The sequence below is a fragment of the Sporosarcina luteola genome (assembly GCF_023715245.1).
In the GTDB taxonomy this organism is placed as follows: domain Bacteria; phylum Bacillota; class Bacilli; order Bacillales_A; family Planococcaceae; genus Sporosarcina; species Sporosarcina luteola_C.
In genome coordinates this window covers 1,951,100-1,964,158 of sequence record NZ_JAMBNV010000001.1, presented here as the reverse complement: position 1 = coordinate 1,964,158, position 13,059 = coordinate 1,951,100, and the positions used below count along the sequence as shown (strand labels likewise).

Genomic DNA, 13,059 nt, shown 5'->3' with positions numbered 1-13,059 from the left:
ATGTATGGAGAACTCATTATCGGCATTAACATGGTCTTCAATTATGTGATTTTGTCCTTTGCAAACCGGATGGTCAAGGCACAAGCTACTAGGCTCCGTCTATTGCTAGCTTCGTTGGCTGGGGCATTTCCTGTTGTTCTATTCCCTGATTCCTGGATCGCCATCTTCGTGGCTTTCGGTGTAATGATTGTCTGTGCATTCGGAATATCAATTACCTCACTCGGCAACCCAGCTGTCATTGTATTGGTCGGTGCACTTTTCGCTGGTGGCGCGCTAACGGTTTTCATGGATAAGTTCATGTTTTCAGATTCTAAGTCCACAGTTTTCATCAGTGCACTTTTAGCTTATGTTTTTCTGTATTTATTAAAGACAAAGTGGTTGGATGTAAGAATGGCTCGACAGCTGTCCTCCTATTCTGTCGAGTCGGTTTTGTCCATTTGGAATGAAACGATTTCAATTCCGAGTTTCATCGATACAGGAAATCGATGCACAGAGCCACTTTCAGGAGAACCGGTGCACTTTGTTTCATTCAAATCAGTGGAACGCTTTATGCCCGAAGAGTTGAAAGGGCCTTTGCTTACATGGAAAACAGAAGACATGCCCCAACTTTCAATTTTCCCAAAGAAATTTCAAAAAAGTTTGCGGTTGATCCGTCTTCAGACGGTCCAAGGTGCTTCCTGGGCGGTCGGTTTTAAGTTTGACAGATGGGTCGTCGGAGAAGGGAGTGAGCTGCAAGTAGGCTATATCGTCTTTACCAAGCAGGATAACAGGTATCCGGAAGGGGCAGGCGCCATAATGCACGCCTCCGCATTGGAATCCATTACAACCGAAAGGGGAACGAGTCATGTTGCAGGGACTTAAAAAATGGTTGGCGATTGTCAAGAGCTTCTTCACTAGAAAAAAGAGCGGTACGTATTACATCGGCGGCCATGAATCGCTTCCAAAGCCATTAACACGGGATGAAGAAGCAATTGCAATCCGGGCTTTCATGGAAGGGGACATGGATGCGAGGGATACGCTCATTGAAAAGAATCTTAGGCTTGTTGTTTACATTGCCCGTCGTTTTGATAACACGAATACACATATTGAAGATTTAATTAGCATCGGGACAATCGGACTTATAAAAGCGATCGAAACATTTAAAAGCGATCGCAATATTAAACTGGCGACATATGCTTCAAGATGTATTGAAAATGAGATACTTATGCATTTAAGAAAAACGAATAGGACCCGGTCGGAAATTTCTTTTGATGAACCGTTAAATTCCGATGCAGATGGAAATGAGCTTTTGCTGTCCGATATTCTGGGAACAGATGAGCATATTATTATTGACGACGTTGAAAAGAAATTAGAACGGCAACATATGATTGAAGCGATCAGCACTTTGGATGAACGGGAGAAATATATAATGGAATGCCGCTTCGGATTGACAGGAAGACTCGAAATGACACAAAAGGAAGTTGCAGAACTACTTGGTATTTCTCAATCTTATATATCCCGTCTTGAAAAAAAAATCATCTCAGATTTACGTGACAGACTGAATCACCCTATCGCCTGATGGTTGAAATTGGCGAATTGGATTTCGCATATTCCGCAAGTGTGAGGACAAACTATTTTGTACAGTCATCTACAGAATGCGGAGGAAAAGCGAATGATGCGTACAAGAGTTGAAATCTGTGGTATCGATACGTCCAATTTGCCCTTACTGTCGAACGAAGTGATGAAAGAAACGTTTATCCGGCTTCAAAGTGGTGACGAATCGGCAAGAGAAGAGCTTGTAATTGGAAATTTGCGGTTAGTTTTAAGTCTTGTTCAAAGGTTTGCTTATAGGGGGGAGCAAGCAGACGATCTATTTCAGGTTGGCTGCATCGGATTATTGAAGTCCATTGACAATTTTGATTTGAAACATAATGTCCGATTTTCAACATATGCCGTCCCGATGATCATCGGTGAGATCAAAAGACATTTGAGAGACCATCATGCCATTAGGGTATCCAGATCGCTCCGTGATATAGCTTATAAAGCAATCCGGGCAAAGGAACAATTCGTGAATGATCATCAGAAAGAGCCTAGAATATCCGATCTTGCAGAAGCGACGGGCATTCCTGAGGATGATATTTTATTTGCTCTGGACGCAATACAAGATCCGATGTCCCTCCATGAACCGATGAATGGCGACGGCGGTGATCCTGTTTATATTATGGATCAATTGCAGGATAAGAAAGTGTCGGAAGAGCGTTGGTTGACGTATGTGTCGGTTAAGGAGACTGTGTCGGGCATGACGGAAAGGCAGCAGCTTATTCTGTCCAAGCGATTCTACTTAGGGCAGACACAAACCGAAATTGCAAAAGAACTAGGCATTTCCCAAGCCCAAATTTCAAGACTTGAGAAAAATGCAATGCAAATTATTAGAGATGGCATGGAAAATAAATAATCAGTAATAAAGGGACTGTCTAGAATTCAGTAAAAACTGACACTAGCAGTCCCTTTTACTGTTGATTTCCGCTTCAGGCCGACGCTTTCCTGGGGGCGTGGCTTGAGCCAATCGAACCACGAAGAGTTCGATTTGCCTTAATTTCTGCGCTCTTTGCAGAAATTAAGGCATTCTACAATATCCTGCTAGCAACGCTCCGCTTGTGCTCGCAAACGCCGTTCTTCGTAACGGCGTTCGCTTATCCCCAAGGAGTCGCCGCCTTACGCTACAGTCAACGGAGCTACTTTTAAGTTGTTGCGCATAAGCTATATAAACATAAAATTTATTATCTATACCCATTGTTTAAGGACATTCAATAACTTTGTAGCTGTTGTTTGGAGTGCCGGAACAGATGGCAATATCCCCTTTTATAGGGAAATATTTATTAACATTGGAGGGATAAGAATGCGTTTTTCGGAATTGCAGAAAAAAGAAGTGATTGAAGTGAAAAAGGGCTCGTTCCTTGGATTTGTACAGGACGCGACAATTGATATGAAAAACGGCAAAATTGACGTGCTGCAAATTGGTGGAGCAGAAAGATCCCTATTCTTGGAATCGAAAATGAAGGATTTAAAGCAAATTAAGTATGACGACGTCCTTACAATCGGCAAAGATATCGTATTAGTAGGGAAAAAGGCTGATAAATGAAGACTTATCATTGATATGTGTCCGGTCAATTGATACAATAAAGCAAAGTAAGCAGAAAGATAGTGATTTTATTGGACACACTTCAACAGCGTATGCAAAAAATAGAACAAGGAATACAAGCAGCCTGCGATCGTTCGGGAAGAAAACGTCAAGAAGTAACAGTCGTGGCGGTAACAAAGCAAGTATCTGCAAGCAGGGCACGCGAAGTCATCGAACTCGGCATTACGGATCTTGGTGAAAATCGGCCGGAAGGACTTCTAGCAAAGCAGGAAAGCATCCAATCCGAGAAGAACAACTGGCACTTCATCGGTAATGTGCAAAGCAGGAAAGTAAAAGATATTATTAACCAAGTCGATTATCTGCATTCACTGGATCGACTAAGCATCGCAAAAGAGATTCAAAAACGTGCATCTGCTCCGGTTGACTGCTTCGTACAAGTGAATGTATCCGGGGAAGAGTCCAAATCAGGTCTGCAGCCTGATGACTTGGAAGAATTCGTCCTTCAATTGGCCGATTACGATAAAATCCGTGTTGTTGGCTTGATGACCATGGCACCATTCACGCAAGATGAGGAATGGATTCGAACAACTTTCCGTTCGTTGCGAGACCTTCGTGACCAACTTGCCGAGAAAGAATTGGACCATGCACCATGCACACTATTATCCATGGGAATGTCAAATGATTATGCCGTTGCTATCGAAGAAGGTGCAACTCACGTTAGAATCGGAACCGCATTAGTCGGAACGGAGAGCGAGGGAGACGAATGAGCATAAAAAGACGATTTGAGAAATGGTTCTATCTTGATGAAGAAGAGGAATTTCAGCAGGAGAAGCCTGTCCGGGATCAACAGCCCGTGCAAGAACAACAGCCGAGAAGGGCGGTTGCTCGGAAGCCGCAAGTTGCGGAAACGCCACAGCAACCAGGAACGGTCGTCAGCTTACAGAGCATCCAGAAATCTTCGAAGGTTGTTCTTTTTGAACCGCGTGTCTACGCAGAAGCACAAGACATTTCGGAGCATTTAAAGAATAAAAGAGCCGTTGTCGTCAATTTGCAAAGGATCGAGCGTGATCAAGGGATCCGCATCGTCGATTTCCTGAGCGGAACCGTCTACGCACTTGGCGGGGATATTCAACGGATCGGCACTGACATTTTCTTATGCGTGCCTGAAAACGTAGAAGTGGCTGGTACCATTTCGGATTTTTTTGAAAGATAGAATTGGATGAGGTGTACAGATGGGACTAATAGAAATAATTACTTTGCTTTTTTCGATTATATTACGGGCGATAGATATATACTTGATACTCCTCATTGTTTATATATTGATGTCATGGGTGCCTGCATCACGTGAGACGAAATTCGGCATTTTCTTGGGGAAAATCACTGAACCTTATTTAGGGTTTTTCCGCAAGTTCATCCCGCCTCTAGGTATGATCGATATTTCACCGATCGTCGCAATATTCGTTTTGAATTATTTGGTTTCGAGCGGGGTACGAGAAGTATATCGATTGATCATTGCCTCACTTATGTGAGGTTTTTTCTATAAGGTTCGCTAAGGAGACGTTCAACATGGATTCGATCATACAACATTTCAGAAAAGAAGAGCAGCCGTTCATTGAAACGGTCGTCGGGTGGACGAGAGAAGTAGAGGATACATACTCTCCGAAGCTCACGGGCTTTCTCGATCCGAGGCAGATCTTCATTTTGAATACCATCGTCAGAAACACTGGTCTGCAATTCGGGGTCCATGGTGCATTCCCAGAGCCGGAAAGACAACGGGCATTGATTTACCCGGATTATTACGAACCGGAAGACGATGATTTCCAGGTGTCTATTTTTACGGTAAGGTATCCAGCGAAATTCATGACACTTGAGCACAAAGATATTTTAGGTTCCATTATGGCGCTGGGCATCGACCGTTCAAAATTCGGAGATATCCGTTTGGAGGGAGATGTCGCCCAATTCGCCGTCGCAGAGGAAATGAAGGATTATCTAATCGCCAATTTGACGTCAATCGGTAAATCCAAGGTGCGAGTGGAAGAGCTTGGTTCTTCCGATGAACTAATCGTACTGGCAGAATCATGGAAGGAAGAGCTCCACACGATCAGCTCACTGCGCCTTGACTCGATTGTCGCTTCATTAGTGAATTGTCCGCGTCAAAAAGCGGTCTCGCTCATCCAGAATGATAAAGTCAAAGTGAATCACGTCGTCCGCGATCAGCAAGCGTTTGAGGTGAATGAATCAGACATTCTTTCAATCAGGGGATCAGGCCGTTTTAAAATCATGTCGATAGAAGGACGGACACGAAAAGACAAAATACGGTTGTTGATTGGTAGGTTAGAATGATTTTTCAGACAACCGGTGGAAAAACTGCTGTCTTATCTGCTGAGGGCATGTATAATAGAGAATAGAAGATTTACTTAAAAGGGAGGAACAAAAGATGGCATTGTCACCACTCGATATACATAATAAAGAGTTCAGCCGTGGCTTCCGCGGATACGATGAAGATGAAGTAAACGAATTTCTAGAACAAATCATGAAGGATTATGAAAACGTGTTGGAAGAAAATAAGATGTTGAAAAACAGCTTAAATGATACGAAAGATAAAATATCCCATTTCAACTCAATCGAAGAGACTTTGCAGAAATCGATATTAATCGCCCAGGAAGCAGCCGAAGATGTTCGACGGAACTCTAAACAGGAATCGAAGTTGATTGTTAAAGAGGCGGAGAAGAATGCTGACCGTATCGTTAATGAAGCACTGTCACGTGCCCGAAAAATTGCGATGGAAATAGAGGACTTGAAAAAACAATCGAAAGTGTTCAGAAACCGTTTCCGTATGTTGATTGAAGCGCAACTCGATATGATTAAGACAGACGACTGGGAAAAACTTCTTGAATACGAGCCGGACACAGAGCATTTGGAATCCGCAGCGGACATGGAATGACGCGGATGCTTGACATTCTATTCCCTTCACACATATAATAATGACATTATAAGCAGGAACAGGCGTTGAAAGAGAGAGTACTTTCCGATAATCAAGTATAGCGAGCTGGGGGCGGTGGAAGCCTGGCCTGAAACGGGAACGAAAATCACTCTAGAGCCGGATTGACGAAAATCAATCCCGGAAGCACCCCGTTATGGTGTTCTGAGAGGCAGTATGGTTTAATCATGCTGCAACTAGGGTGGTAACGCGAGAATAATCCCTCGTCCCTTACATAGGGACGGGGTTTTTTTATTTCCAAAGGAGGAAACAGGATGGATTACAAAGACACATTGCTCATGCCGAAAACAGAATTTCCAATGCGTGGCAACTTGCCAAACAAAGAACCTGATATGCAAGCAAAATGGGAAGAAATGAACATCTATGAAAAAGTGCAAAAACGTACGGAAGGACGTCCTTTCTTCGTTCTTCACGACGGACCGCCATATGCGAATGGAGATTTGCACATGGGGCACGCACTTAACAAAGTGCTGAAAGACATGATTGTGCGTCATAAATCAATGACAGGTTTTCATGCACCTTACGTACCGGGCTGGGATACGCATGGTCTTCCGATTGAGCAAGCTCTTGTCAATAAAGGAGTCAATCGAAAAGAGCACTCTGTCGCCGAGTTCCGCAAAATGTGCGAGGAATATGCATACAGCCAAATCGATAGCCAACGTTCACAATTCAAACGGATTGGTGTACGCGGCAATTGGGAAAATCCATACATCACATTGAAGCCTGAATTTGAAGCTAGACAAATTCAGGTGTTCGGTGAAATGGCTAAGAAAGGCTATATTTACAAAGGCCTAAAGCCTGTCTACTGGTCGCCTTCAAGTGAGTCGGCGCTTGCCGAGGCGGAAATTGAATATAAGGATAAAAAATCCCCTTCCATCTACGTGGCGTTTCCGATCAAAGACGGTCTCGGTGTTGTCGATGAGGATGTCCGTATCGTCATCTGGACGACTACTCCTTGGACAATTCCTGCAAACCTTGGAATTTCGGTTCACCCGGAATTCGTTTATGCTGTCGTAAAAGTGGATGGGAATAAGTTTCTGTTGGCGAAGGATCTCGTCGAGTTTGTTGCGAAAGAGATCGGTTGGGAATCATATGAAGTTGTTACTGAGTTAAAAGGTTCGGATCTGGATCGAGTGGTTGCGCAGCACCCATTATACGATCGTGATTCTCTTGTCATGCTAGGGGAGCATGTAACTGCAGAGGCCGGTACCGGCTGCGTCCATACGGCTCCTGGTCACGGGGAAGACGACTTTTACGTTTCGAAGCAATATGGAATTGACGCTTTGTCCCCAATCAATGACCGAGGCGTCATGACAGATGAGGCTCCAGGCTTTGAAGGATTATTCTATGAAGATGCAAATAAAGAAGTGACGAAGAGATTGGATGAAGAAGGAGCTCTGTTGAAACTCTCCTTCATCACTCACTCGTATCCGCATGATTGGCGTACGAAGAAACCGGTCATTTTCCGTGCGACCGCTCAATGGTTTGCGTCCATCGAATCATTCCGTAGTGAATTGCTTGAAGCAATCCGAAATACGAAGTTCACTCCTTCATGGGGAGAAACACGATTGTACAATATGGTGCGTGACCGTGGTGACTGGTGTATTTCACGCCAACGTGTGTGGGGAGTTCCGATTCCTGTATTCTACGCGGAAAACGGAGAAGCTATCCTTACTGATGAGACGATTGCGCATGTTGCAAAGCTATTCAGAGAACACGGTTCAAATATCTGGTTTGAAAGGGAAGCGAAAGACCTGCTTCCGGAAGGCTTCAAGCATGAAGGCAGCCCGAACGGTCAATTCTCAAAAGAGACGGATATTATGGATGTCTGGTTCGATTCAGGATCTACACATCAAGGTGTGCTAGTGGAAAGAGACGATCTCGTCTATCCGGCTGATTTGTATTTGGAGGGCTCTGACCAATACCGCGGATGGTTCAACTCATCATTGACGACAAGTGTCGCCATCAATGGGATTGCTCCATACAAAGGATTATTAAGCCACGGGTTCACATTGGACGGAGAAGGTCGCAAAATGAGTAAATCCCTTGGCAACGTCATCGTGCCTTCAAAAGTGATGAATCAACTGGGTGCCGATATCCTTCGTCTATGGGTTTCTTCCGTCGACTATACTGCTGATGTACGTGTATCCGATTCGAATTTCAAACAAGTATCAGAAGTCTATCGTAAGATTCGTAATACGCTCCGCTTCCTACATGGGAACGTGGCAGATTTCAATCCGGCAGCAGACCGTGTCGCATTTGAAGATATGCGTCCAATCGATCAATACGTTTATGTAAAGCTCCAGGATCTAATCAAGGATGTCCTTGAAGCTTATGAGAAATACGAGTTTGCAGGCGTGTATCACGCAGTGAATAATTTCTGTACAGGTGAACTAAGCTCGTTCTATCTTGATATTGCAAAAGACGTCGTCTATATTGAAGGCGTCGATCATCCGCACCGCCGTGCGATGCAAACAGTCATGTACGATTCACTACTTGCCCTATTGAAGCTTTTGACGCCAATCATCCCGCATACGACGGATGAGCTTTGGGCATATCTAGAGCATGTCGAAGAGGAAAGCGTCCAACTGACAGACATGCCTCACGCAGAAGACCTTGGTGAGGAAGCGGACGCACTTCGCGAACGTTTCAGTCGATTGATGGTTGTGCGTGACGATGTACTGAAGGCGCTTGAAGAAGCACGAAATGCAAAAGTGATCGGTAAATCGCTCGAAGCGAAAATTACGGTCTCATTGCCAGAAAAGATGGCAGGCATTCTTGCAGCAGACGATATCGACTATGCACAGTTCTTCATTGTTTCCAAATTTGAAGAGAACGAAGAAGGCAAAATGCCGGAAGAAGCACTAAAACTTGACGCTGCCACAGTCCTTGTTGAAAAAGCGGACGGGGAAAAATGTGACCGCTGCTGGACGATTTCCGAATCGGTCGGCTCAGACGCAGAACACCCAGAGCTCTGCTCACGTTGTGCTGGCGTAGTGAAGAAGTACTATTCATAAATATTGGATTGGGAGCTTAGGGCGGCGATTCCAGCGAAAGCCGTTACGAAGAACGGCTTTTGCGAGCAGAAAGGCTACCTTAATTTCTGCAAAGAACGCATAAATACGGCAAATCGAACCCTTCGCTGTTCGATTGGAAAGCGTCCGCCTGAAGCGGAAATCCTTTTATTCTTAAACATTTTGGTAAAGGCTGTTTGCAACCGTGGCTAATCCATAGTTGCAACAGTCTTTTTCTTATCCACTGAATACACGCTAATTTCATAAATAAGATGACTTTGTGGTAAAATGAAGCAGATACTGTCGGACGGGGGTTTTTGGATTGATTCTATATTATGGATTGGCGCTTTTTTTAATATTGCTCGATCAACTGACAAAATGGCTTGTCGTACAAAACATGAACCTTGGGGAGCGGATCCCGATAGCGGAACCTTATTTGGCATTCCTGTCACACCGTAATAAAGGAGCGGCATGGGGAATGCTAGAAGGGCAGATGTGGTTATTTTATATTGTTACAATCCTAGTTGTCGGTGGCATCATTTATTTTTTCCACAAGGAAGCGAAAGGCAGCAAATTATTAGGAATCAGTCTGATGTTTTTATTAGGCGGAGCAATCGGAAATTTCATCGACCGATTATGGCGGAAGGAAGTTGTTGATTTCATTGATGTCCTCATCCCTGTCATCAATTATGACTTTCCAATCTTCAACGTAGCGGATGCTGCGTTGACGGTAGGGGTCGTCCTTATTATTATTCACGTCATTCTTGATGAAAAAAAGAACAAGAAAAAGGTGGCATAATGGAACCGTTTGAAATTGTAATAACAGAAGAGCACGGAAATGGCAGAATTGATAAAGTCCTATCGGATATCAACCCTGAGTGGTCCCGCACACAAATCCAGCAATGGGTGAAGGACGGGGCAGTTCTTGTCAATGATGGAACTGTAAAACAGAACTACAAAGTGAAAATTGGGGATATCATCGAAGTGACAGAGCCTGAACCCGTGGAACTCGATATAGTTGCGGAAGACCTCGATTTGGAAATCGTCTATGAGGATGCAGATGTCCTCGTCGTAAATAAGCCCCGCGGTATGGTTGTCCACCCGGCACCCGGGCATGCTACGGGCACTTTAGTGAATGGCTTGATGCACCAAGTGAAAGACCTTTCCGGGATTAACGGCGTTATGCGTCCCGGGATTGTCCACAGAATCGATAAAGATACTTCAGGTTTGCTGATGGTCGCTAAAAATGATCAGGCACATGTATCGCTTGTCGATCAGCTCGTCGATAAATCCGTGACGCGTATTTACACGGCGCTCGTTCACGGCCATATTCCTCATGATCAAGGAACAATTGACGCCCCAATTGGAAGGGACCAGAAAGATCGTCAAAGCATGACGGTTACGGATAAGGGAAAACATGCCATCACCCACTTCAAAGTATTAGAACGCTTTGGTGATTTTACGTTGGTGGAATGCCGACTGGAAACCGGAAGGACCCATCAAATACGTGTTCATATGAAGTATATCGGCTATCCGCTTGCCGGGGATCCGAAATATGGTCCGAAAAAAACAATCGACTTCAACGGACAGGCATTGCATGCTGGCACAATCGGCTTTAAGCACCCTCGCACCGGCGAATATTTGGAGTTTACACAACCTTTGCCGGAAGAGTTTAAAGCATTGATTGAAAAAATGCGCAAAGAAAAGCGTTGACAAACTGAAATTGGCCAACTATACTAATCAATGAAATGAATAGCGATACCTTTAAGATCAGTCCAGAGAGGCTGGGAAGGTTGCACGGAAGTACAGTAGGATAGCTGCGCGCTATTCTTCGGTACACTTCTTTCTGCACCTGTACCCTCCTGTCATCTGGCAGGAGGGTTTTTTTATGTTAATAAGGAGGAATTATTATGACGGAAAAAGCAATCATTCTTGACGAACAGGCAATATCACGTGCGGTGACCAGAATCGCATATGAAATTATCGAAAAGAATAAAGGAATCGATGGTTGTATTCTTGTAGGCATTAAAACCAGAGGGGCTGTGCTTGCAAAACGGCTTTCGGAAAGGATCAAGCAAATCGAAGGAAAACCGATCTTGACTGGTGAGTTGGATATTACGCTGTACAGAGATGATCTTCAACATAAACATGGAAACCATGAACCTCTTGTCCACCAAGTTGACATCAAGCACGACGTCGCTGATAAGAAAGTGATACTTGTCGATGATGTTCTTTACACAGGAAGAACAGTCAGAGCGGCGATGGATGCAGTCATCGATTTAGGAAGACCTTCTGCGATACAGCTTGCTGTCCTCGTTGACAGAGGTCATCGCGAATTGCCGATCCGCCCTGATTATGTCGGTAAAAATATTCCTACCTCGAATGATGAGCGGGTAGTAGTCAACGTCATCGAAGAGGATGGAACAGACGGCGTGACAATCCATACAAAATAAAAACAGGATAAGGATTGAAGGCGAAATGATGAATGACAACAAAGTGTTAGACGTATTCGATAAGCCGGCTCCCGGAAGATGGCTTGCACTCAGTTTGCAACATATGTTTGCAATGTTCGGAGCGACAATCCTTGTGCCGCAATTCGTAGGCTTAAGCCCAGCAATCGCTTTATTAACAAGTGGGCTTGCGACGCTCATCTTCGTCCTTGTTACGCAATTCAAGGTTCCCGCATACTTAGGTTCATCGTTCGCATTCATTGCGCCGATCCAAGTGGCGACAAGCACAGGCGGCATCGGAAGCGCAATGATCGGAAGCATGTTTGTCGCTCTCGTATATGCAATTGTATCACTCCTGATCTGGACGACGGGCTCAGGATGGATTATGAGATTCCTTCCGCCAGTCGTTGTCGGCCCTGTCATTATGGTTATCGGGTTAGCATTGGCACCGACGGCAGTGAGCATGGCGAGTACGATCCAAGTGGATGGCGAAGCGCAATACAATCTACTGCATTTCTCGGCCGCAATTGTCACATTGGCAGCTGCAATCATCTGCCTCATGTTCTTCAGAGGGGTAGTGAGTCTGATGCCTGTACTGATCGGAATAATAGTAGGTTACATATACTCAGCTTCGATCGGAATATTGGACTTCACAAAAGTACATGAAGCTGCATGGTTTGAAATACCGGAATTCCTTATTCCCGGAATAGATTATGAGTTTGTCATTACCCCGGCATTACTAGCAATCATGGTTCCGATATCAATCGTTACGATTTCGGAGCATATCGGTCACCAGCTTGTACTCGGCCGCGTCGTCAATAAAGATTTTATCAAAGATCCCGGTTTAAACCGGTCGCTTTTAGGAGATGGGCTCGGGACACTCCTTAGTGGATTGCTTGGTGGTCCACCGAAAACAACATACGGTGAAAACATTGGCGTCATGGCAATCACACGTGTCTATAGCGTCTATGTCATCATCGGAGCAGCAGTCTTCGCGATATTGTTTTCCTTCATCGGAAAATTGATGGCGATTATTGCAACAATCCCTCAAGCGGTGCTTGGCGGAATCTCAATATTGCTGTTTGGAATCATTGCTTCGTCCGGGCTAAGGATGCTCGTTGATCATAAAGTTGATTTTGGACAGCAACGGAATCTCGTCATCGCCTCGGTCATTCTCGTAATTGGCATCGGGGGAGCCTCCATCCATATTAGTGAAACGTTCCAAGTAGGGGGAATGGCGCTGGCTGCAATCGTCGGAGTCATACTTAACTTGCTATTGCCGGGCAGGAAAAATGCTAGCTTGGCAGATAGTTCAACAAAATAGAAAGACCTTTTAACATTGTACTGAGAGACAAGGAAAGGTTCAGTTGACTAGTAGTCATTCAAGATGGATGACGATTGTTTAGTCATGCCCACTGGCCTTTCCATTTAACGGAAAGGCCATTTTTTATCCAAAACGGAAGGGGATTTTCT

14 protein-coding genes and 1 other annotated feature are annotated in these 13,059 nt (G+C 44.6%); all 14 genes read left to right on the top strand.

What is annotated here, in order from left to right:
* The 14 genes from M3152_RS09450 (at nucleotide 1) to M3152_RS09385 (ending at nucleotide 12,910) form a co-directional block, all read left to right on the top strand.
* Entirely contained in the window at nucleotides 1-861 is an 861-nt protein-coding gene (locus M3152_RS09450; protein ID WP_251694880.1) for a sigma-E processing peptidase SpoIIGA, read from the top strand.
* Nucleotides 845-1,558: an RNA polymerase sporulation sigma factor SigE gene (sigE, locus tag M3152_RS09445; protein ID WP_251694879.1), complete on the top strand. Its 714-nt coding sequence runs from the start codon at nucleotides 845-847 to the stop codon at nucleotides 1,556-1,558. The genes M3152_RS09450 and sigE overlap by 17 nt, the downstream gene beginning before the upstream one ends.
* A 93-nt stretch (nucleotides 1,559-1,651) precedes the next feature.
* Complete coding sequence (sigG, locus tag M3152_RS09440) at nucleotides 1,652-2,434, top strand: RNA polymerase sporulation sigma factor SigG (protein ID WP_251694878.1); 783 nt, start codon at nucleotides 1,652-1,654, stop codon at nucleotides 2,432-2,434.
* Between the two features lie 444 nt (nucleotides 2,435-2,878).
* Nucleotides 2,879-3,121, top strand: coding sequence for a PRC-barrel domain-containing protein (locus tag M3152_RS09435; protein ID WP_251694877.1), 243 nt, complete (start codon nucleotides 2,879-2,881; stop codon nucleotides 3,119-3,121).
* Nucleotides 3,122-3,213: 92 nt separating this feature from the next.
* Nucleotides 3,214-3,888: a YggS family pyridoxal phosphate-dependent enzyme gene (locus tag M3152_RS09430; RefSeq protein ID WP_251695303.1), complete on the top strand. Its 675-nt coding sequence runs from the start codon at nucleotides 3,214-3,216 to the stop codon at nucleotides 3,886-3,888.
* Entirely contained in the window at nucleotides 3,885-4,334 is a 450-nt protein-coding gene (locus M3152_RS09425; protein WP_251694876.1) for a cell division protein SepF, read from the top strand. The genes M3152_RS09430 and M3152_RS09425 overlap by 4 nt, the downstream gene beginning before the upstream one ends.
* A 19-nt stretch (nucleotides 4,335-4,353) precedes the next feature.
* Complete coding sequence (locus M3152_RS09420) at nucleotides 4,354-4,650, top strand: YggT family protein (protein ID WP_251694875.1); 297 nt, start codon at nucleotides 4,354-4,356, stop codon at nucleotides 4,648-4,650.
* Between the two features lie 37 nt (nucleotides 4,651-4,687).
* Nucleotides 4,688-5,464 (top strand): RNA-binding protein, encoded by a 777-nt coding sequence (locus M3152_RS09415; protein WP_251694874.1) that lies wholly within the window; start codon nucleotides 4,688-4,690, stop codon nucleotides 5,462-5,464.
* Between the two features lie 94 nt (nucleotides 5,465-5,558).
* On the top strand, nucleotides 5,559-6,065 hold the full coding sequence (locus tag M3152_RS09410) for a DivIVA domain-containing protein (RefSeq protein WP_251694873.1): 507 nt from the start codon (nucleotides 5,559-5,561) through the stop codon (nucleotides 6,063-6,065).
* 56 nt (nucleotides 6,066-6,121) lie between these two features.
* Nucleotides 6,122-6,336: a binding site (T-box leader), on the top strand.
* Between the two features lie 40 nt (nucleotides 6,337-6,376).
* A complete protein-coding gene (gene ileS, locus M3152_RS09405; RefSeq protein WP_251694872.1) occupies nucleotides 6,377-9,139 on the top strand; it encodes an isoleucine--tRNA ligase in 2,763 nt (920 codons plus the stop codon).
* 319 nt (nucleotides 9,140-9,458) lie between these two features.
* On the top strand, nucleotides 9,459-9,935 hold the full coding sequence (gene lspA / locus M3152_RS09400; RefSeq protein ID WP_285847010.1) for a signal peptidase II: 477 nt from the start codon (nucleotides 9,459-9,461) through the stop codon (nucleotides 9,933-9,935).
* The gene (locus M3152_RS09395) at nucleotides 9,935-10,849 is read left to right on the top strand and encodes an RluA family pseudouridine synthase (RefSeq protein ID WP_251694871.1); all 915 of its coding nucleotides are present in this window, start codon (nucleotides 9,935-9,937) and stop codon (nucleotides 10,847-10,849) included. The genes lspA and M3152_RS09395 overlap by 1 nt, the downstream gene beginning before the upstream one ends.
* A gap of 197 nt (nucleotides 10,850-11,046) precedes the next feature.
* Complete coding sequence (pyrR, locus tag M3152_RS09390) at nucleotides 11,047-11,589, top strand: bifunctional pyr operon transcriptional regulator/uracil phosphoribosyltransferase PyrR (protein WP_251694870.1); 543 nt, start codon at nucleotides 11,047-11,049, stop codon at nucleotides 11,587-11,589.
* 25 nt (nucleotides 11,590-11,614) lie between these two features.
* The gene (locus M3152_RS09385; protein ID WP_435371932.1) at nucleotides 11,615-12,910 is read left to right on the top strand and encodes a uracil-xanthine permease family protein; all 1,296 of its coding nucleotides are present in this window, start codon (nucleotides 11,615-11,617) and stop codon (nucleotides 12,908-12,910) included.
* Nucleotides 12,911-13,059: the final 149 nt, after the last annotated feature.